Below are 20,698 nucleotides of genomic sequence, written 5' to 3'. Positions count from 1 at the left end.
GGAAACAAGCCTCTCTGTCGCCAGAGAAGGACATGTATTCACGGTCCCAACGAAGTTGTCAGACTAGGCAAATGCACCTGTGAAAGCAACGCATTTATGCCTGCAAACCTTCCCGAAAAATCATCATTTATTCTGAAACCATCTCTTGCCTGACGGCAGGAGAGGCCTTGCCCATAGAGCAAAAATAAGCCGGATTCCTCATACGGAAATCCGGCTTATTTCTTGGGCATCACAGATGCCGGAAGAAGAGCAGACTGTTTTAGGAAAACAGTTCGTGCTGCTTCTTCAGGCTGCTGCGATCGCCTTGATGCGAGCAGACAGACGGGAAATCTTGCGAGCCACAAGGTTGTGGTGCACCACGCCCTTGGTTGCTGCGCGCTGGATTTCCGGCTGGGCGACCTTCAGGGCTGCCGTTGCCTCTTCCTTGTTGCCGCTTGCAATGGCCATCTCGACCTTCTTGATGAAGGTGCGCATGCGGGACATGCGAGCGGTGTTACGGGCAGTGCGGCGTTCCGTCTGACGGATGCGCTTACGGGCAGATGCGATATTCGCCATTGTGTCTATCTGATCCAGAAGTCGATATGGTTACACGCGCTCCACCCGAAAGCGGTCGCGCTGAATTAGGTGCGGTTCTCTAAGCCAACGAAAGGCCGCGCGTCAAGCAGAGTTCTTGCTTTTCCGCGAGATTCTGCCCTGCCTGTGGCCTGTATCCACACTCACCGCAGGCCCGTTATCCACAGCAGGCTGGTGTTGTGGACAAAAAAACGTGGAGCGTCCGGCCTGCGTGATCTGCGCCACGCCCGGACATCCCGGGTCGCCCTTGCAAGCAGGGCATGGCTGTCCGGCCCGTCCGTAAACACGCCAGGCATGCTGAAAATAGCCGAGTTCACCATCCGGCTGGACATAATCCCGCAGACTGGAGCCACCCGCGTCGATCGCTTCCTGCAACACGGCCCGAATGGCGACCACGAGCCGTTTCAGCGCGGGACGCCCCAACAGACCCGCAGGCGTTTCCGGGTGAATGCGCGCACGGAACAGGGCTTCGCACACATAGATATTACCCAGACCGGCCACGATCCGCTGATCCAGTAGCATCACTTTCACCGGGCTGCGTCGTCCAGCGAACGCCTTCAGAAGCGTATCAGCAGTGAAAGCGGGATCGAATGGTTCCGGCCCCATGGCCGCAACCAGAGGATGCTGGTCCTCAGCCTCCGTCTCGACAAGATCGAGCGCCCCGAACCGACGCGGATCAACCAGCCCGAACCGCTGACCACCCTCTGTAGTGAAGGCGACATGCTCGTGACGCAGCTTGCCTTCCCCCACTTCCAGCGTTGAATCGGCGTCATCCAGCATCACCCGACCGGACATGCCGAGATGCAGCAGAACCGACTGGCCGCCGGAAACACGGATGAAAATATATTTCCCTCGCCGACGAAAACTCTCGATCGTCCGGCCTTTAAGGGCCTGACCAAGCCCCGGCGGCAGAGGCCAACGGAGGTCTGGACGACGCACGACGATGGCGTGGATACGTTCGCCAAGAAGGCGTCCCATCATTCCACGCATCACGGTTTCTACTTCGGGGAGTTCTGGCATGACGCTAAACACGCTATAGAGTGCAGCCATGACCGACAATGCCCCCCATAACCTCCATGCCGCGCCGCATTCCACCGGGACTGCCCCTGGGACTGCTGCCGACGACACCGCCGATTTCGGCTTCCGCGCTGTGCCCAGGGAAGAGAAGAAACCTCTCGTCCGTGCGGTCTTCGACAGTGTCGCGAGTCGCTATGATGTGATGAACGACCTCATGTCTCTGGGGATTCATCGAGTCTGGAAACGGATTTTCAACGCCGAGCTTGCACCGCAGCCCGGCCTGAAGCTGCTCGATCTCGCAGGCGGCACTGGTGACGTGACGTTCGGCTGGCTTGCAGGTGGCGGCGGACCGGTGATCATGACGGACATCAACGCCAATATGCTGTCGGTTGGCCGCGACCGCGCCATCTCGCGTGGCTATGTGTCGGACCTGTCCTTCTGCGTGGTCGACGCCGAACAGATCCCGCTTCCCGACCGCTGCATGGATCGTGTGACCATCTCATTCGGACTGCGCAACTGCACGGACAAGCTGGCCGTTCTGAAGGAGGCCCGCCGAGTGCTGAAGCCGGGCGGTCGTTTCCTCTGCCTCGAATTCTCCCGCGTGCAGGTGGCCGCTCTGGCGCCAATTTACGATGCATGGTCGTTCAAGGTTCTTCCGACGATGGGCTCTCTCATCGCCAAGGATCGTGACAGCTACCAGTATCTGGCCGAGAGCATCCGCATGTTCCCCGATCAGGAAACGCTCGCGGATATGTTCCGTGAGGCTGGATTCTCCCATGTCCGCTACCAGTCGCTGTCCGGGGGTATCGCTGCAATCCATTCCGGCTGGAGGCTCTGATCCATGGCTGCCGCGACGACACAGACGCAGCCGTCCAGACGGGTTCTGCTCATCGTCAGCGGCGGCATTGCAGCTTACAAGGCGCTCGAACTGGTTCGCCTTCTGAAAAAGGCCGGAATTGGGGTCCGATGCGTCCTCACGTGCGCTGCGAGTGAATTTGTTACACCGCTGTCGCTACAGGCGCTCAGTGGCGAACCCGTCCATCAGGATCTGTTCTCCCTGACCGATGAGCAGGAAATGGGGCACATCGCCCTCTCCCGCTCGGCGGATCTTGTGGTTGTCGCACCGGCCACGGCCAACATCCTGGCCAAGATGGTGTCCGGTCTGGCTGACGATCTGGCCAGCACGCTGCTGCTGGCCACCGATACGCCTGTGATGGTAGCTCCGGCCATGAACGTACGCATGTGGGAGCATCCTGCGACGCGTGCAAACATGAACACACTGCGCCAGCGTGGTGTGATCGTCGTCGGTCCTGATGAGGGCGAAATGGCATGCGGCGAATACGGTCCCGGTCGATTGGTCGAGCCGGAGGTGCTGCTTGACGCCATCCTTACTCACCTCGACAAGGATTCTTGCGTCAACTCCGACGAGCACTCGTCTGCCTCTGTCCCGAGTCATTATCAGACCGTGTCTTCTCAGGTACACAGCACCTCTGCTGTCAGCCTGCGCAATGGGTCTGTGTCTCACTGCGAACAGAACGCCTCCCCGGAAACTTCCTCTCACTGGCGCCCTCTCATCGGTAAACATGCACTGGTGACGGCCGGGCCGACCCATGAGCCGATTGATCCGGTGCGCTATCTCGGCAACCGCTCATCCGGCCTGCAAGGCTACGCCATTGCGAGCGCGCTCGCTGATCTGGGCGCACAGGTGACACTGATCAGCGGCCCCACCTCCCTGCTTGCACCGTCCAGCGTTTCCCTGATCCGGGTCGAGACGGCACAGGAGATGGAAGCAGCCGTCATGAGCTCACTTCCGGCTGACATCGCTGTCTGCACGGCGGCTGTGGCGGACTGGCGCGTGGCTGATCCGGTCTCATCCAAGATCAAGAAGCAGGCGGGGTCTCCTCCTCCCTCTCTCGTCCTCGAGGCGAATCCGGATATCCTCGCCCGTATCTCCAGACCGGGTCCAATGCGCCCCACGCTGGTGGTGGGCTTTGCCGCCGAGACCGATGATGTCGAGGCTAACGCCATCGCCAAGCGTCAGCGCAAAGGCTGTGACTGGATCGTCGCCAATGACGTCTCGACCGGCACGAATGTCATGGGTGGCACGGAAAACAAGGTGATCCTGATCACTGAAGATGGTGTGGAGCATTGGCCTCTGATGGCCAAAACGACTCTCGCTCTCAATCTGGCCCGCCGCATCGCCTTGCGTTTTGGAGCGCCTGCTCTTGCAACCGCAAAAGAAGGCCGCCAATGACGCTTTCTTCTCCATCACTCTCGGAAACGGATCTCTTTTTGTGAATGCACCAGTTGTTCAGGTCGCCGTCCGGCGCCTGCCCCGCTCGGAAGGGCTTCCCCTTCCATCCTATGCCACCGCCGGTGCCGCGGGCATGGATCTTCTCGCCGCTGTCGACAGCACGGTCACGGTGCCTCCCGGGGAACGGACCCTGGTTCCAACAGGACTCTGTATCGCCCTGCCCGCTGGATACGAACTGCAGATCCGGCCAAGATCCGGCCTTGCCCTGAAGCATGGCATCACCCTGCCGAATTCACCCGGCACGATAGACGAAGATTATCGTGGTGAATTATGCGTTATTCTGATGAACACCGGACAGGAAGCCTTTACGGTGGAGCGGGGCATGCGGATCGCGCAGGCAGTCGTTGCTCCTGTTTTTCGGGTTGCATGGAATGAGGTTGATGACCTTGATTCGACGGAACGTGGCACTGGTGGTTTTGGCAGCACAGGCACGCACTCTTCCTGACAAAAACATGAAACGACCCTGCCGCACCGGACGACATACGTTCCGATGAGCAGCACATCCTTTTTCGCCGATGCGGCTGGACTCAGCAGAAGGATCAGCCACGACTCTCCCCGTCTGACGATGATTGTGGCGATGCTCTGCGTCGTAGGCGTCATGCTGGGCTTCGGCTCAAACGCCACGTCATGGTTCGGCATTGTCTTTTCCGGGACACAGCCGCAGCCCACGCAGGCTTTACCGCTTACTGCTTTGCCTTTCGCGCTGATGGTCTCTGCTGCGCGAGTCATATGCTGGTTTGCCGTATCCTTTCTATGCGCTCTTGCCGGTGCAGCGCTGGTCTTTGGACGGGAAAAACCCGGACGAGTCGCCCTTGCTCTTCTTGAGATCGTGCAAGCCGTTCCGATTCCGGCGTTCATGGTACTCGCCCTGCCTGTCTGTTTCGGCGCTCATGGCTGGTTGGCTGGACATGCGCTCACGGGCGAGATTCTGATTGGGGCTCCCGCCTTTGCCGCCCTCACCTTTCCCATGATGGACGCCGCCATCCGTGCCCATCAGAAAGTTCCAGCGCACCTTGTGCTGGCGGCCCACAGCTTTGGTCTTCGACCGTGGCCGCGTTTCTGGAGACTTTACGCGCCGTTTGGTCTGCCCGCAGTTGTCCGCAGTATCGGACATGCCATGCCGAATGTCTGGCTTGGTCTGACTTTCGCCGAAGTCTATGCAGGCATGAAACAGTTGCCTCTCTCTCCGGGACTGGGCGGTTATGCGGTCTCTTCCATAAGAAACCACGCTTCCTTAGCCTTCGCGCTGACACTTCTGGCCACGGGATGCCTTGTCATGGCAACGGATTTTCTGATTGTCCGTCCCATGAGAAAATGGGGGCAGCGTTTTGACAAAGGGTCTTCCACACGGTCCACATCTGCTGCCTTTGGGGATATTCCCCTGCTCGGACGCATGTTCACCGACGGGTCGCGATTACTGAGGATTGTCGGCAATCTGCCACTTGGCCCTGCACCAAAGGCCACCGTTCTGGATGATCCCGAAAAAACCCCACGGATTATCGCGCTGATTATCCCTGCCCTTCTGGGGGTTGCCGGTCTTCTGGCCTGTGAGGCTGCACCCAATGGTCTTCCTGATCCAGACGAATGGTTACGAGCCGGACTTCTCGGAATCGGCGAGATGTTGACCCTGCTTGTGCCACTCGGCATCTGTTCCGTTGTTCTGCTTCCCATCGCTGTTGGGCTGAAGCGCTGGGCTGACACACTCATGCCGGCCTTCCGTTTTTTGGCGCTTTTCCCAGCAGTTCTGCTGTTTCCACTTGTTGTCGCTCTGGTCGGACCTGAATCTCCCTTCTCACCTCTGCTGTTTGTCGGGCTGCCGTTTTTCCTCGCCTTCCATCTGCTTATCGGCGTTCAGGATTTCCCTCGGAATTTGCAAGAAGTTACGCGAGCCTATCGCATACGGGGCTGGCTCAGATGGAAGACCATCCTGTTGCCCGGTCTTGCCCAGTCATGGCTCAAGGGCGTCCACAGGGCATTCTTCTGGGGCTGGAACGCCGTCATTGCTGCCGACATGACATTGTGGGGCACGCATATTTCCGAACACGGCCTGATCGGTCGCGCCATCATCGACGCTACCAGCAGAGGTGACATGGCGCAGGCCTCGCTTGGCATCATGGTCATGACGCTGCTGGCCATGGGGAGTGAAGCGCTGATCTGGAGACCTCTGGGTCTTTACGTCAGACGCCGAACGACCGGACAGACGATGGAGACGTCGTGAGCATGCGCTCTTCCTGTATTCGGGGTTTTTCAGCTCCCAATGACTTGTTAGGCTACGGTCAGATGAGTTCCAGACATCAACGTGCAGGATAGGCACCATGTTTTCCGCTGACGCGCTGCCCTCTCTGGAAGAAAAACCTTCCTCTGCACCCCAATCTGGTGCGTCGCTGTTATCGTTGCGCGACGTGGGCCAATCCTATCATCGGGATTCCTCAACAGACGTTCAGATCCTCGACGGAGTTTCTCTGGATGTGAAACCCGGTGAAATTGTCGGGCTTCTCGGTCGCTCCGGCTCGGGGAAGTCGATGCTGCTGCGCATCATGGCCGGCCTTCTCATTCCCAGCAGCGGCACAGTGCTCTGGCGTGGCGCTCCGCTGAAACGTCCCGTGGCCGGACTGGCGATGGTGTTTCAGTCCCCTTCCCTGTTTCCCTGGCTGAATTTGCAGGACAATGTCGAGCTGGCTCTTGAAGCCGACGGCATGAAAGGAAAAGAGAGAAAACAACGGGCAGAAGAAGCCATCGATCTGATCGGTCTCGGCGGTTACGAAAACGCATGGCCGCACGAGTTGTCAGGCGGCCTTTCCCAAAGAGCCGGGCTGGCACGTGCGCTTGCTGTTCATCCCGATCTTCTTCTGATGGATGAGCCTTTTTCCTCGCTTGACGTTCTGACGGCAGAAAATCTTCGCACGGATCTTGTCGAACTGTGGTGCGAGAAAAAACTGCCGGTGCAATCGATCCTGATGGTGACACACAGTATCGAGGAAGCCGTACTGATGTGTGACCGCATCCTTGTCTTTGCGGCCAACCCGGGCCGCATTGAGCATGAAGTCATTGTTCCTCTTGCCCATCCCCGCCTGCGTGATGATCCTTCATTTCTGGAAATTGTTGATCATATCTACACATTGATGACACGGCGCATGCCTGTCATCTCGGAAGCCGATCTGCCCGATATGACGGTCGTACAGACTGTTCAACCGCAGCATCTTCCAATCGCCGCAGTTTCGGTGGGGAGTATGGTGGGATTGATCGAAGCCTTGGCTGCACCACCGGTAAATGGTCGGGCCGACCTTCCTCTTCTCGCCGCCAAAGCGCACCTCGAACTCGACGAATTGTTTCCTCTTGTCGAGGCGCTGCAAATTCTCGAACTGGCGGAAGTTGAAGACGGCGACCTGCTGCTGACACAAGAAGCCCAGCGCTTTGCGGAAAGCGACTTTGACGAACGCAAGACAATCCTGCGTCACGCCCTGCTGAATGCCATACCTTTGGTCAAAACCATCTGTACCGCGCTGGATGAACGTCCGAGCCATACAGTCGGTGCGGATCGTTTTCGGGAAGAACTGGGCGAAAGCATGTCAGCCGCTTACGCCCAGCAGACCCTGCAAACCATTATCTCCTGGGCGCGCTACGCGGAGCTGTTTGATTACAGTGAAGAATCAGACCAGCTTTTTCTGAACAAGGACAGTGCGACCTGAAACGTCAGGAAAGTGCCGCTCAAATCAGACAACAACACGCCAGATCATAATCGATCAAAGCATGATATTGTCATGCAGTCGGCATATATTACGCTCTGATCAGGTTTTTTATAAAATGCCTCTTTATCTGGCAGGTTTACGAAACTTGTAAACAACCTGATCCGTAAGGCCTTTTATGGTCTCATCGAAGACAGAGGCGGAATGCGTATCCTGTGCATTTCGCAGTGCACCACTTTCACTTTCAAAAACAAAGCCTGCCTTTTCCACCTGTGCGCGGATCAGCACAGGATCAATACGATGCAATGTTTTTGCTGTCTCCGGAGTGCTGCCGGAAGTCGCCACATGATCAATCACCATATACACGCCACCGGGCCGGAGAAGATTGAACACGGACCGGTCAAAAGCCAGAGCAGCATCAGCGCCACGACCGTAAACGTCATGATAGTTCTGAGAAGTCCAAGCCATATCGACAGGTTCAGGAAGCGACAGAGCCAGCATTGATTCCGTCAGAACCGAGACATTGGAAAATGCGGGATCGGCGGCAATCGCCTTCACGGCATCGGCAGCATCAGGTTTCTCAGCAACGCGTTCTGCGGCAACGAGCGCATAGACATGCCCCGACTTTCCGACAACATTACTGAAAATACGCGTAAAATAGCCTTGTCCCGGCATGAGGTCGGCGACTTTCATGCCCGGTCCCATTCCGGCAAACGCCAGCAATTCACCCGGCTTGCGGATCTTGTCCCGTGCACGATCAGAATCAGGACGATCCCTGTCAGAAAGCGCTGCTGCAATCGGCAATGTTCTGACCTGACTGCCCTTGAAAGCAGGTTGCGCCTGTAGAGTGTGCGTGACGCTCAGGCCCGTTCCAGCCAGCAGTCCCATGACTGACCACGTAATAATCTGTCTGCGCATTTTTATCTCCTCCCGAATCAAAAAGCCCTGCTTCAATGCGAAGCAGGGCCATTTTCCTGAAATTACCAGCGTGGCTGTGGGCCTTTGACAATCTCGGACAGATCATCCGGCCGGACCCACTTGCTGAAAGCAGCCTGCACATCGGCAGCCGTCGCCTTGTAATAGGCATGCGCCGCGATATCGGGTGTATCGAGAGGCAGTCCGAGTTCGATCAGGCGCAGATATTCACCTGCAATCGCTCCGAGGCTGGCGCGTCCCAGCGGAATGCCGCGTAGAAGCGAGGATTTGGCGACAATCAGTTCGTCATCGGTCACTGGCGAGACCTGCATGGCATGAATGTTCCGCAGCGCCGCTTTCCGTGCATCGCCGACCTTGTCCGGATCAGCGCCGTAAGAGACCGAATAGGCTCCCCGGTTACGGCTCCAGTCGAAGCTGCTGCTGACGGAATAGACATATCCCGTTTTCACACGCAGATCGCGATACAGACGGGATGAGAAACCACCGCCCAAGACTTCATTGCCAAGTGTCAGCAGGAAATGGTCCGGATTGGTTGGTGTCAGTCCAAGGCTCTCCGGCAGGACAACCGTATCCTGCACGTTGCTCTTGTCCGGCACATGGGACCGCGAGGTCTTGCTGTCCGGTCGCGTCGGCAGATCAACAACAGGTTTCGGCCCCGTCGCCTTCCATGATCCGAATGCCTTCTCCACGACCGTCCGCGCCTGTCCCGGCGTGATATCGCCGGTCACGACAATGGTCGTCATGTCCGGCCGCCAGACAGCGCTGTAATAGGCTTTCACGTCATTAAGCGAGAGACCCATCAATGTTTTCGGTGTGGCTTCACGCAGGCTCGGATCACCCTTCGGCGAAACGGCACCCATGATCGCGCGACCGAAGAGATAGCCGGGTGACTGCAACTGCCCTGCCTGCTCCTGCGCCGCCTGCTGGCGGACAATCTGGAACGCCTGATCCGGGAAGGCTGGCTGAAGCTCGTTCTCCGCCAGCAGGCTCATACCCTGTTCGAATTTATTCGATGGTACACGCAGCGAAAATTCCGCTCCGGCGCTCTCCCACGCAGGCACATCGTCAAGCGCCTTGCGGAATGCCAGACGGTCATGCTTCTGGGTGCCATAACCGAAGAGTTCCTCCGTAACGTCAGAGACCCCTTCCTTGCCTTTCGGCTCCTGAAGGTCCGAATTATGACGGATCAGACCCGCAACCTCGATTGTCTGGCTGACGTGCGACGGATGCACGATCAGGGTCAGACCATTAGGAAGCGTCTGCACCACGGGTGCTTTGGCCGGTTCCGGAATATCCAGACGCGCCAAGGATTTTTCGGCCCAGTCCGGCAGTTTGACCGGTTTGTCGGGAGCCGAGGCAAACGATTCAGCGCCACCAAATCCCTTGCCTTCGATCGGCTTGCCGGAGTTTTCCGGTGTCAGGATAGCCGTGACGGCACGATCCGGGTCCAGAAGTTGCGCGGCCATCCGGTTGACATCTTCCGGCGTGACAGCGCGATAGGCCGCGATCATATCTTCAGGTGACTGAAGATTTTTGAAAGCCAACGCTTCCGACCAGCTTTCGGCAAGACCGCTCACAGAGTTGGCCGAGAAGCCGAGCTGAGCGATTTCCTTGGTCTTCGCCGCTTCAACAAGTTCGGCTGGAACACCATTTTTGCGAATATCCGACAGGATGGTGCGAACGTCCGTCAGGACCTTGCTGGAATCGCCTCCCTTCGGGAACGCCGCAAGCGCCAGTCCGAAACCTGCTGATTTCTTTGGCGCAAATTCAAATCCGGCAAAAAGCGCCTTGCCCGCAGGCACCAACTGGTAGAGCGCGCCACGCTGGCTTGCCAGCACATCGGAGAGAATATCAGCCGCTGCGAAATCCTTCGCATTCTGTCCCGGCATCGGGAAAGCGATCGTCGCAAAACCAACCGGATAATCCGTCGGGAAAGTCAGGGTCTGCGCGGGAGCCGGTGCGGGCTTTATTGCAGTGCGTTCAGGCAATGTCTTGCTGGGAATTGGCCCGAAAATATCCCGGACTTTGGCAATCGTCGCGTCCGGATCGACATCCCCCGCAATCACGAGAATGGCGTTATTCGGCGCATACCACTGCTCATAAAACTTCCTGAGCAGCGCAGCATCCGTCTTGTCAAAGGACGGACGGGTTCCCAGCGCGTCATGCTCGTATGGCGTTCCCTTGAACAGGATCGACTGCAACTGCGAAATGTAGCGATAGGCCGGACTGGAAAGGTCGCGGGATACTTCCTGTTCGATCGCGCCACGCTCCTTGTCCCAGTCTGCCTCGGACAGGGTCAGCCCCTTCATGCGCAGGGCCTCAATCCGCAATAGCACATCCAGATCCTCGGCGGGCGCGGTGTAATAATACTGCGTGACGTCTTCCGTCGTGTCAGCGTTATAACTGCCGCCGATGCGCGCACCGAGAGCGGCAAGCTGGTCCTTGTCCAGGCCCTTGCTACCGCGGAACATCATGTGTTCCAGCGCATGAGCTGTTCCGGGAAAGCCAGCGGGCGCTTCGGATGAACCAACCAGATAATTCAGTTCAGTCGTAACAACCGGAGCCAATTTGTCCTGCACGACGACGACGCGCAGACCGTTCGGCAGAGTGGCTCTGGTGACAGACGGCGCCTGTCGGGTGGCGGCCTCCGGTTCACGAGCGAGCGCCTGAGAAAACAGCGCACCCCCGCTCACCATACCGGCTTCCGTCAAACAGCCGCCGAGCATGGTGCCAGCGAGCAGCGCAGTGCAGAAGAGTGGACGAAATGAGCCGAAGGTCCTGAAAAACATTGTGCAGTTGCAATCCCATAGCCTCTAACTGCGCGGGATCATGCAGTCTGCGGACTGATCTGTCACCTCTTGGCGTCTTCTAAAGTCCGGTCATGAAATATTCTTCATGAAGAGAAAAAGCACGGCCCAGTGAGCGCTCAGAGCTTCTTTTTCAGCCGGGCATGTTTTTTCACGCCTCTTTTTCCAATCCATGTGAAAAGAGGAAGCACAAAGCGCAGCAATTCCGGCCAGCACATGCAGATCCGACCGAACACACCGTCAATCGCAGGCCGGAAATACTCTCCGCCATGAGAGCGACCAATCGCCTTGATGACAGTTGCCGCCACGCTTTCCGGCGTTGCTGGCGGATTGACGAAGTTCAGAACAGAACCGCCGCTTTGCATCTCCTGCTCCAGCATTGGCGTGTCCACGGCACCAGGGAAAACCGATGATACAGAAATTTTCCGTGGCTTGACCTCGATTGTCAGCGCCAGAGCGAAACTGCGCAGAGCCGCTTTTGCCGCAGCATAAACAGAACTCTCGGGAAGAGGGTAAACGGCCGCCAACGAATTCACGAACGCGATATGCCCACCGCGCTTCATAATCGGCAGCAGAAGAGAGGTCAGGAAAATTGGAGCGGTGAGATTGACAGCGAGTTGTCTCTGAAGAGCATCCGCTTTCATCCCTTCAATGGCCCCCGGCTCAATGATTCCCGCACAATGGACAAGGGCGGCAATCGGCACGTTAACCCTCACGATTTCCGAACCGGCACGCTCGATCTCGTTTGTGTCGGCCAGATCGCAGACAATATGGAACAGGTGCGGATCAGAAAGCGGCGGCGCACGGCGACTTAGCGCCACGACTTCATAACCACACCTGAGCAGATCACGAACAACAAGATGTCCGATTCCCCCTGATCCTCCGGTTACAACCGCACGGGGCAATCGCGCCCCGGAGCGCGGTGTTTCGCAGAAGTCAGTCGCCTTGGTCATAGTCTGTCCCTGAAAAACCGGACTGTATGTCCAGTTGGAGCACACCTTAGCCGCTGCTTTCCTTACTGGCGACTATTCCATTTTTCTCAAGCGCATCCCAGACGGCCAGTCGGGCCTTGTTGGCAATACCGTCCACACTCCGGGGTGAGGACGTCCTGCCCGAAACCTTCACGATCACCCTGTCAAACTGGATATCGGCAATCGTGACGGAAGGAAGTGGTGTTGTCAGCAGCCCATCTACCTTCTCCAGTGCCTCGGCCATCACGGGAATACTCTTCGACAGATCCGTTCCAAGAGGGAATGCAATGGTGAAGGACATCGCGCCGGATGGGCGACCAAAGGTCGCGTTTCTGACAGACGAGGTAATGAACTGCGAGTTCGGCACGATCAGGGTCGAGCCGTCAGACAGTCCTATATCTGTCGAACGGACACTGATGCGCCGAATGTCGCCGGTCTTGCCTCCGATCTCCACCAGATCACCTATGGTGACTGGCCGTTCGGCCAGAAGAATGATGCCGGACACGAAATTCTGCACGATTGACTGAAGACCAAAACCGATACCGACCGACAGGGCGCTGACGACCCACGTCATACTGCTGACCGTCACGCCGATGGACGACATGACAATCAGAATGATCCCGATCCATGAAGCGTAGGTGAAGATCGTAAGGATCGACGTCTGGCCACCCTTGTCCAGCGTCGTGGTGGGAAACAGTCGTTTTGTCAGCCAGCGTCTGACGATCTTGATGAAATAATGCCCGGCGATCGGGATCACGAGGCATTTCAGCAGAACATCGAACGAGAGCGTGACACCGCCGATGCTCTGCCCCAGCACGACCTTGCCGATATTCCCGGAAATCACATCGAAATCGAAATCGCCGCCGGACTGCGCCACTGCGACCGCGACGAAGAGCAGGAAGACGCTGAACAGACCGGACATCACGGTCATCATCTGATCAATAATCCGGTCTGGCACGCCCATGGATACAAAATAGCGACCGATACGCCCGGTGCTCAGCAACTCCGTTTTGGAGAAATCATTGACCAGCAGATAGATCAGCGCGAGGCCAAAAAGCGTGATGATCATGGAGCAGACCCAGGACAGGATCGTATAGCCTAACGGAATATAACCGATCAGCATGGCGATGATGCTGAACACAGACACGAGGGACAGCAGCACCCGCGTCACCCGACCCAGCATGCTCTGTCGTACGACGCCTCCTTCCGCGATCGGAGCCGGATGACGTTCGATCTGGAGCGGGATGGACAGCAGCAGCGGAGCGGCGAGAAGAATAAACCCGGCATCCAGCAACTGCACTGTGGTCTGGCCCAGTCCGGCTTCCATATCGAAATACCGCAATGCACCACGGAAGAAGATCAGCAGCGCGAACCAGACGACATGCGAACGCAAGGCCTTCGCCGCGTTGTCGCTGATCGGGAGCACACGCCAGTCCGGGTTGGTGGGAGAAAGCGTGGCGAACCCTGCTCCCAGAATAAAACCGACCAGTGGTATCTGCGTGCTGATCCTGCTCGCCATACTGGCAAGAGCGCTTCCGTCTGGCATGTCTCCGCCAGTAAGACCGAGCCACAACGCAGCGGCGGACAGCGTGGCGCACAGGAGGCAGAGTGGCGCGAAAACAGCAGCTGCCGTGACACGCCGCAGTCTTGCGTCAGGCAATACTCTGGCGGCTGCCCGTCTAATCTGCCGCAAAAGAAAAAAAGGGGCCGTGATCAGACAGCCACTGGCGACAAGCGCCCCAAGCAGACGGGCGATCCGCCAGCCCAGCAAATCCTGTGTCACTGTTCTGAGTGTTTCAGAATAGAGCGTCAGAAGACTCTGCTCCGTCGCGGAAAACTCATTCGACACATTCAGCCAGAATGTCGGAGTGACAGGCGAAGCAAAACTCTGGAGGAGCAAAGCCTGCTGCACAGCATCCGTCCTCTGACTGAGGATTTCCGCAAGAGCATGCGCCTCCAGCGCATAAAGACGCGCGCGCATGAGGCGGCTATGCAGGTCACCCTGGGCCTGCAGGATCATCTGGCGTTGGCGGGTGATTGACGCTGGTTCCGACGGCATATCCTTTGCGGGGGCCGTCCCGAGAACATCCAGAAGATTCTTGTAGGTTTTCTCGTAAGGTTCGAGCTTGGACACCATGCCCTGCGCGGAGACTTCATCCGCCGCTGCCTGCTGCGCCAGTTCATTCACAGTGATCTTGTGAATGCCGGTTGCTTTCTTCACATCAATTCGAGCCTGATAAACATTCCGGATGGATGCTTCCAGACTGTTCAGGGCGTTGTCCGAAACAACTGTCGCGGGAACGGCGATGAGGGAATCCTGATCAGGAGCGTCATCCGCAAATGCCGGAGACATCATGAACAGCGCCATCAGACACAGGAGAAGGGCTGGTATCAGACCATTTCTCAATCGAACATTTTGCTCATCCTGCTGCGTGCGTATTCCAGACATCAACACCCCTACCCGCCCGTTCCCATTCTCACAGATGTTTCTGACCTGAGGGTCACACACATCAGATGATCTCATTGATAACTCACAGAAAGCATTTTCGTTCGCTGAGAACCATCGGTCATTCCCATAGATGGGTCTTTTCGCCATGATGAGGCTGTCTCACGAATGCGTGGTTGCTGCGTGCGGACGGGTGCCCGCTGGCGCTGACTTTCCTTCTGTCTGGCTGGGAGGCCCGATGCCGCATTCCGATACGTCGCGCGAACTGACCGTACGTGGCCTTGTTCTCGGCGCCCTGATCACCGTCGTCTTCACTGCCTCCAACACCTATCTGGGTCTGAAAATCGGACTGACTTTCGCCTCCTCGATCCCGGCCGCAGTGATTTCCATGGCCGTCCTGAGACTGCTTGGCGGTGGCAGCCTCCTTGAGAACAACATGGTCCAGAGTCAGGCTTCCGCAGCCGGGACCATCTCGACCGTCTTCGCCGTGTTCCCTGCCCTGATCCTGATCGGTCACTGGAACCATTTTCCTTTTCTGGAAACGGCGGGTCTGACGGCTGTGGGCGGGATGGCCGGTGTTCTGTTCACTATTCCGTTGCGTCGCGCGCTGGTGAACGACAGTCCTCTCCCCTACCCCGAGGGGGTCGCCGCCGCTGAAATCCTGCGCGCGGGCCATGAAAGCGCGTCCGGTGAAGCATCGCATCGTGGTCTGACGGCCCTGATCAGTGGCGCTGCCGTATCCGGCGCGGTTTCCTTTGCATCGGGAGGGCTGCGGCTTCTTGCCGACAGCGCGACTACCACCTTCATTGTAGGAGCGGGTGTTTTCCGCCTGTCCACCGGCTTCTCACTCGCGCTTCTTGGCGCAGGTTATCTTGTCGGCGCTGCTGGCGGACTGGCGATGCTGTTCGGTTACGTGCTGTCGTGGATCGTGGCTGTTCCCTGGCTGACCTCCCTCACGCCCAATACCGACCATCTCGACGCGGCATCGTTTGCGACATCGATCTGGGTTCATAAGGTCCGGTTCATCGGCGCTGGCGCTATTGCAACCGCTTCCCTGTGGACGCTTGGAGAACTGGCGCTTCCGGTTTTCCGGGGCATCAGAAGCGCGCTCGGCAGCACTGCGATCGGCACAGATACTGGAAAAGATCTGTCACCGCGCACAATCATGATCACAGGCGCACTACTGTCGGTCGCCCTGTTTCTGCTGTTCAGTCTCTTTCTTTATCCCTTTACCTCACATTTTGTCGTGCCTGCGCTGTTCGGCACGGCCTTTCTTGGTGTGTTCGGTTTTCTGACGGCAGCGACCTGCGGCTACATGGCAGGGTTGGTCGGGTCCTCCTCCTCACCCATCTCCGGCATTGTGCTGCTGGCGACTGTTCTGGTCTGCTCGCTTCTCATGCTGATGGAGCATCTCGCGCTCCTTCCATCAGTTTTTGCAGCTGACGATCATCATCTGGCCATCGCCTTTGCGATGGTCATTCTGTCTGCCATCGTGGCGGCTGCTTCCATCTCCAATGACAATCTCCAGGACCTGAAAACCGGACAACTGGTTGGCGCGTCTCCCTGGCGACAGGAAGGCGTCCTCCTGCTGGGATGCGCCATAGGCGCATTGGTCGTACCGCCCGTTCTAAACCTGCTTTACCAGGCCTATGGCTTTACCGGCGCGATGCCTCGTGCGGACATGGACCCGACACATGTTCTCGCAGCACCTCAGCCTGCCATCGTCACCATGATCGCTTCTGGCATTTTCAGGCAGAATCTCGACTGGAGCATGCTTTCGATCGGTGCTGTGACCGGTATGGCGCTGGTGCTTCTTGACCGGCTTCTGCGCTTTCGTGGGCTAGCCCTACCGCCGCTTGCCGTCGGGATAGGCATCTATCTGCCGCCCTCCGTCTCGACGACACTCGCTGTGGGAGCCTGTCTCGGATGGGTTGTGAAAAAGATCGCTGCCCGTCGGACTGAACAGTCAGACGAAGGCACCATGGTCGCTTCCGGACTGATTGTGGGAGAAAGCCTGACCGGTGTTGCTCTTGCTGCCGTTTCCGGGCTGACAGGAAACGATGGAGCGCTGGCGATTGGTGGAGGACTTTCCGCTCCCTGGAACGGTGTTGCCGGACTGATGGTCTTTATTGCTGTCTGCCTGTGGTTTGTCCGTCGCATTCTGAAATCTGCGGCTTCATGAATAGACCTCTCTCCGAAAACAATCAGCCGGACGACGATCCAAGCGGAATGGAGGTAGAGCGCCGGGGGACCATGAAAAGACTCTGGTAGAATGTGATTCCCGGCACGATGCTGTTAGCGACACGGGGCGTATAATTATAGGAAACCTCTCCCAAAATCAGATATGTATTATCGGAGGTTGAACTGGTGGAACTGGCTGGAATTGAAACGGTCGACCCCACACCACGAGGATCGGTATTGAGAGCCTGACTCCACACTACGGTGCCTGTTCCTCCATTTGGCGCCACCATGATTTCAGAGACAGTCATTTTGGCAGTTGTGACAGGATAAGGCTCCAGCACCAGCGTGGATGCCTGTAGAACCAGGGAAAGATCCGTCGTCGCCACTGACGTATACTGCGTCGTCACGTCGGCAAGGGCATGGGCTGCGGCCGTCACCTTGCGCGAGACCACAATAGCCTCCTCCAGCGCTGTGCCGCCAATCAGCATGATCAGCAGAATGGGCGCTATGAGTGCGAATTCAAGGGCTGCGACCCCCTCCCGCGCCCGAAGGAATGTGGGGCGGAGCATCACGAGGACGGCTCCACCTTGATCACGGACGTTGAAATGATCAGTCGCGATCCGTTGGTGAGCGTTGCTGCGGCAAACCCGTCAAAAGATTTCAGGACAGGCAGCATGTACATCAGCTCAAACACGACGACGCTGCCGGCGGTGCCCGGGTCATAACTCATGGAGTTTGTCACAGCTCCGGAGGAATCGAACGACAGTTGTGGCGCTGCCGTGCTGGCGTCCGCGAAACTGCTGACGGACCTCACATTCACCAGAAGATTGGAACAGCTCATATATGACGGCAGAATCGCACAGGCCTGACTTTTGAATTCACCCGCATTTCCCGAGGCCGGAGCCTGTCCTGTCAGAATTTCCCGTGACATCTGGTCAGAAACGGCGTCGAGTGCGCTTTGCGTAAAATAGACGACGCTCATGACCAGCGTGGACAGCATCAGAGCGAAAAGAGGCAGGCAGATGAGGGCAAACTCAAGGGCGACAACCCCTTTCTGATCGGAAATCCCTCTCCGCACCTGACCGAACAACCGGCGGGAACGCATTGTCCCGGTTGTGCAACCGGATTTATCGACGAGAGATTCTGTCTGACTGTTCATGCAGCATTCCAGACAATGACCCTGTGAAAGCGCACGGGATAAGACTACCGTTTTATTGAAACAGAGCGTTTATAATCCCCATATCCCTTAACACCGGGTTTACGACCGCCGGACAGTCTGCATTCCGAAAGGAATGAGTCTGAGGACACACATATGATCAATGCCGCAGACACCCCGAAAAACAGACTGGAACCGATGCCCACAGTATTAGCCCTGCCGGTGGAGGGCATGACCTGTGCGGCCTGCGCGGCACGGCTGGAAAAGGTCCTGAACCGCCTGCCGGGTGTGTCTGCTCACGTCAGCTTCGCAACACACAAGGCAGCGATCACACTCGCCCCGGATCACGCGGCTCTGAAAGATGTCACGGACGCCGTGGCTCGGGCCGGATTCAGTGTCGTTCCGGAACACGTCACCCTCGCCATTGAGGGCATGACCTGCGCCTCCTGCAGCGCCCGACTCACCAAGGTTCTGGAACGTCAGGAAGGCGTGTCCGCCAATGTCAATCTGGCGACCAGAAAAGCCGAGATCGACTTCATCCCGGGCGCTGTGTCGATCAATGATCTGATAAACACCGTCACAAAGGCCGGATTCAGCGCCACAGTCGCCGGAACTGACGACACGGCGCGCAAGGCGCGACGCGAGCAGGAAAAACGTCGTCTGCAACTGGAACTGGCCGCTGGCATTCTGCTGACCGCGCCACTGCTTCTGGACATGGTGGGCGGCATGCATCTCATGTTGCCGCGATGGATACAGCTTGTGCTCGCAACACTGGTCCAGTTCGGTCTCGGCGCGAAATTCTACCGGGGCGCCTGGGCGGCGCTGCGTGGCGGTGGCGCTAACATGGATGTCCTCGTCGCCCTCGGCACAACGGTCGCGTGGTTCGCGAGCGCCGTGATCACGGTGTTCGGACTGCCCGAGCAGGTCTGGTTCGAGTCCGGCGCGACAGTTCTTACATTGGTCACGGCAGGACGACTGATGGAGACCGGAGCCCGCAACCGGGCGGCGGCTGGCGTGGAACGACTGGCCCACCTCCAGCCGGTCACGGCGCATATCGAAACGCCGCAGGGTGTGCAGGATCGTCCGGCTGCGTCTCTCGCTGTCGGCGATGTATTCGTCATTCGCCCCGGTGAGGCCGTGCCGACAGACGGCGTGATCCTGACCGGAGAATCCAGTCTCGATGAAGCGATGTTGACAGGAGAAAGCATCCCGGTTGGTCGCGGTCCCAATGATCCGGTTCGGGGTGGCACGATCAACGGTGCCGGGGTGCTTCGGGTTCGGGCCACGGCGGTCGGAGCGGACACGGCGTTGGCGCGGATCACCCGCATGGTGGATGAGGCCGAGGGCTCGAAAGCGCCGATAGAACGGCTGGTTGACCGGGTTTCCGCCATTTTCGTGCCGGTCATTCTTGTCATCGCCCTGCTGACGCTGGCAGGCGGATGGCTTCTCACCGGATCATTTGATCGCAGTCTGATCAACACCGTGGCCGTGCTGGTGGTGGCCTGTCCCTGTGCGCTGGGCCTTGCCACACCGACGGCGATCATGGTGGGAGCTGGTCGTGGGGCGGCGGCGGGGCTGCTGTTCCGCTCCGCCGAAGCGCTGGAACAGACGGGGCGTATCGGCGTCCTGCTGATGGACAAGACCGGCACCCTGACGGAAGGCCGACCGCAGGTGTCAGGCGTATTTCCGCAAGGTAACGCGACAGAGATTTCACTTCTCGCTCTGGCGGCAGGGTTGGAGGGAGATTCCTCCCATCCTCTGGCCAGAGCCGTGCGGGAAGCGGCCACTGCTCAACAGATTACGCCGGATGTAATTGAGGGAAACAGGGCCGTCGCCGGACATGGTCTGGAAGGTGTCCATCAAGGTGAGACGGTCAGACTGGGTTCGGCCCGGTTCCTCGGAATAGCCCCCTCCGGTGAAGCCGAAGCCGCGATGATGTCAGGACAGACGCTGATTGGCGTGGAAAAAGGCGGTCAGCTTCTGGGCTGGATCGCTGTTGCCGACACCATCCGTCCGGATGCGGCTCAGGCCATCTCCCTGCTAAAACGCTATGGTATTCGCCCGATCATGGTGACCGGCGACACACAGGCCGCAGCATGCCGGGTCGCGGAAGCCGTGGGGATCGCCGATATACGGGCCGAAGTTCTCCCCGGCGACAAGGCGGACGCCGTGAAACAGGCACGGACTGACGCTGCTCCCGGCACGCTGATCGGTATGGTCGGCGACGGCATCAACGACGCCCCAGCCCTTGCCAGCGCCGATGTGGGCATCGCGATGGGCGGCGGCACCGATGTTGCGCTGGAAACAGCGGATGTCGTGCTGATGCGGTCCCGGCTTCTGGCGCTGGTGGACGCCGTCAGTCTCTCGCGGGCAACATCACGCAAGATACGGCAGAATCTCTTTTTCGCCTGCATCTACAACGCACTGGGCGTTCCTCTCGCCGCCTTCGGTGTGCTGCCGCCCATGCTTTCGGGTGCCGCCATGGCGATGAGTTCCGTTTCCGTCGTGACCAGCGCATTGTTGCTGAACCGCTGGAAGCCGCTCCCCACCCCGAAGAGTGACCATCCAGAATAACGGGTCGCGCTCAGGAGTAGACAAGGCCGCCCTGTCT

15 protein-coding genes are annotated in these 20,698 nt (G+C 58.2%); 7 read left to right on the top strand and 8 right to left on the bottom strand.

Annotated elements, in window-relative coordinates:
* Positions 1-285: 285 nt before the first annotated feature.
* Both rpsT and mutM read right to left on the bottom strand, forming a co-directional pair.
* Positions 286-555 (bottom strand): 30S ribosomal protein S20, encoded by a 270-nt coding sequence (gene rpsT / locus EMQ_RS16445; protein WP_010666416.1) that lies wholly within the window; start codon positions 553-555, stop codon positions 286-288.
* A 102-nt stretch (positions 556-657) separates the two neighbouring features.
* Positions 658-1,593, bottom strand: coding sequence for a bifunctional DNA-formamidopyrimidine glycosylase/DNA-(apurinic or apyrimidinic site) lyase (gene mutM, locus EMQ_RS16440; RefSeq protein ID WP_081470941.1), 936 nt, complete (start codon positions 1,591-1,593; stop codon positions 658-660).
* A 28-nt stretch (positions 1,594-1,621) separates the two neighbouring features.
* On the opposite strand from mutM, the gene EMQ_RS16435 reads away from it, so the two are divergent.
* The 5 genes from EMQ_RS16435 to EMQ_RS16415 all read left to right on the top strand — a co-directional run bounded on the left by EMQ_RS16435 (position 1,622) and on the right by EMQ_RS16415 (position 7,593).
* Positions 1,622-2,428: a class I SAM-dependent methyltransferase gene (locus tag EMQ_RS16435; RefSeq protein WP_010666418.1), complete on the top strand. Its 807-nt coding sequence runs from the start codon at positions 1,622-1,624 to the stop codon at positions 2,426-2,428.
* Positions 2,429-2,431: 3 nt separating this feature from the next.
* Positions 2,432-3,844: a bifunctional phosphopantothenoylcysteine decarboxylase/phosphopantothenate synthase gene (locus EMQ_RS16430; RefSeq protein ID WP_010666419.1), complete on the top strand. Its 1,413-nt coding sequence runs from the start codon at positions 2,432-2,434 to the stop codon at positions 3,842-3,844.
* A gap of 40 nt (positions 3,845-3,884) precedes the next feature.
* Positions 3,885-4,349 carry a dUTP diphosphatase gene (gene dut, locus EMQ_RS16425; protein WP_026199932.1) on the top strand — a complete coding sequence of 155 codons (465 nt, stop codon included), beginning with the start codon at positions 3,885-3,887 and terminating at the stop codon, positions 4,347-4,349.
* Between the two features lie 45 nt (positions 4,350-4,394).
* The gene (locus tag EMQ_RS16420; RefSeq protein WP_010666421.1) at positions 4,395-6,122 is read left to right on the top strand and encodes an ABC transporter permease subunit; all 1,728 of its coding nucleotides are present in this window, start codon (positions 4,395-4,397) and stop codon (positions 6,120-6,122) included.
* Between the two features lie 97 nt (positions 6,123-6,219).
* A complete protein-coding gene (locus tag EMQ_RS16415; RefSeq protein WP_010666422.1) occupies positions 6,220-7,593 on the top strand; it encodes an ABC transporter ATP-binding protein in 1,374 nt (457 codons plus the stop codon).
* Positions 7,594-7,716: 123 nt separating this feature from the next.
* Here EMQ_RS16415 and EMQ_RS16410 read toward each other — a convergent pair whose 3' ends face one another.
* The 4 genes from EMQ_RS16410 to EMQ_RS16395 form a co-directional block, all read right to left on the bottom strand.
* Positions 7,717-8,508 carry a class I SAM-dependent methyltransferase gene (locus tag EMQ_RS16410; protein WP_010666423.1) on the bottom strand — a complete coding sequence of 264 codons (792 nt, stop codon included), beginning with the start codon at positions 8,506-8,508 and terminating at the stop codon, positions 7,717-7,719.
* Positions 8,509-8,570: 62 nt separating this feature from the next.
* Entirely contained in the window at positions 8,571-11,315 is a 2,745-nt protein-coding gene (locus EMQ_RS16405) for a M16 family metallopeptidase (RefSeq protein WP_010666424.1), read from the bottom strand.
* Between the two features lie 137 nt (positions 11,316-11,452).
* Positions 11,453-12,286, bottom strand: a complete 834-nt coding sequence (locus EMQ_RS16400) for an SDR family NAD(P)-dependent oxidoreductase (RefSeq protein WP_018307682.1) — start codon at positions 12,284-12,286, stop codon at positions 11,453-11,455.
* Positions 12,287-12,332: 46 nt separating this feature from the next.
* Positions 12,333-14,753 carry a mechanosensitive ion channel family protein gene (locus EMQ_RS16395; RefSeq protein WP_158320006.1) on the bottom strand — a complete coding sequence of 807 codons (2,421 nt, stop codon included), beginning with the start codon at positions 14,751-14,753 and terminating at the stop codon, positions 12,333-12,335.
* Between the two features lie 235 nt (positions 14,754-14,988).
* On the opposite strand from EMQ_RS16395, the gene EMQ_RS16390 reads away from it, so the two are divergent.
* Entirely contained in the window at positions 14,989-16,932 is a 1,944-nt protein-coding gene (locus tag EMQ_RS16390) for an OPT family oligopeptide transporter (protein ID WP_026199935.1), read from the top strand.
* 22 nt (positions 16,933-16,954) lie between these two features.
* Here the strand turns inward: EMQ_RS16390 and EMQ_RS16385 are convergent, their stop codons facing one another.
* A complete protein-coding gene (locus EMQ_RS16385) occupies positions 16,955-17,500 on the bottom strand; it encodes a TadE/TadG family type IV pilus assembly protein (protein ID WP_010666428.1) in 546 nt (181 codons plus the stop codon).
* Complete coding sequence (locus EMQ_RS16380) at positions 17,500-18,090, bottom strand: TadE/TadG family type IV pilus assembly protein (protein WP_010666429.1); 591 nt, start codon at positions 18,088-18,090, stop codon at positions 17,500-17,502. The genes EMQ_RS16385 and EMQ_RS16380 overlap by 1 nt, the downstream gene beginning before the upstream one ends.
* A 153-nt stretch (positions 18,091-18,243) precedes the next feature.
* On the opposite strand from EMQ_RS16380, the gene EMQ_RS16375 reads away from it, so the two are divergent.
* A complete protein-coding gene (locus EMQ_RS16375) occupies positions 18,244-20,661 on the top strand; it encodes a heavy metal translocating P-type ATPase (protein WP_010666430.1) in 2,418 nt (805 codons plus the stop codon).
* Positions 20,662-20,698: the final 37 nt, after the last annotated feature.

The sequence above is a fragment of the Acetobacter aceti NBRC 14818 genome (genome assembly GCF_000193495.2).
Classification (GTDB): Bacteria; Pseudomonadota; Alphaproteobacteria; order Acetobacterales; family Acetobacteraceae; genus Acetobacter; species Acetobacter aceti.
This window is presented reverse-complemented; position numbering and strand designations above follow the sequence as displayed.

Bases quoted from the DNA above. Each gene is read 5' to 3' on its own strand.
- rpsT (WP_010666416.1), bottom strand. From the start codon at position 555: ATGGCGAATATCGCATCTGCCCGTAAGCGCATCCGTCAGACGGAACGC.
- mutM (WP_081470941.1), bottom strand. From the start codon at position 1,593: ATGCCAGAACTCCCCGAAGTAGAAACCGTGATGCGTGGAATGATGGGA.
- EMQ_RS16435 (WP_010666418.1), top strand. From the start codon at position 1,622: ATGACCGACAATGCCCCCCATAACCTCCATGCCGCGCCGCATTCCACC.
- EMQ_RS16430 (WP_010666419.1), top strand. From the start codon at position 2,432: ATGGCTGCCGCGACGACACAGACGCAGCCGTCCAGACGGGTTCTGCTC.
- EMQ_RS16420 (WP_010666421.1), top strand. From the start codon at position 4,395: ATGAGCAGCACATCCTTTTTCGCCGATGCGGCTGGACTCAGCAGAAGG.
- EMQ_RS16415 (WP_010666422.1), top strand. From the start codon at position 6,220: ATGTTTTCCGCTGACGCGCTGCCCTCTCTGGAAGAAAAACCTTCCTCT.
- EMQ_RS16410 (WP_010666423.1), bottom strand. From the start codon at position 8,508: ATGCGCAGACAGATTATTACGTGGTCAGTCATGGGACTGCTGGCTGGA.
- EMQ_RS16405 (WP_010666424.1), bottom strand. From the start codon at position 11,315: ATGTTTTTCAGGACCTTCGGCTCATTTCGTCCACTCTTCTGCACTGCG.
- EMQ_RS16400 (WP_018307682.1), bottom strand. From the start codon at position 12,286: ATGACCAAGGCGACTGACTTCTGCGAAACACCGCGCTCCGGGGCGCGA.
- EMQ_RS16395 (WP_158320006.1), bottom strand. From the start codon at position 14,753: ATGTCTGGAATACGCACGCAGCAGGATGAGCAAAATGTTCGATTGAGA.
- EMQ_RS16390 (WP_026199935.1), top strand. From the start codon at position 14,989: ATGCCGCATTCCGATACGTCGCGCGAACTGACCGTACGTGGCCTTGTT.
- EMQ_RS16385 (WP_010666428.1), bottom strand. From the start codon at position 17,500: ATGCTCCGCCCCACATTCCTTCGGGCGCGGGAGGGGGTCGCAGCCCTT.
- EMQ_RS16380 (WP_010666429.1), bottom strand. From the start codon at position 18,090: ATGAACAGTCAGACAGAATCTCTCGTCGATAAATCCGGTTGCACAACC.
- EMQ_RS16375 (WP_010666430.1), top strand. From the start codon at position 18,244: ATGATCAATGCCGCAGACACCCCGAAAAACAGACTGGAACCGATGCCC.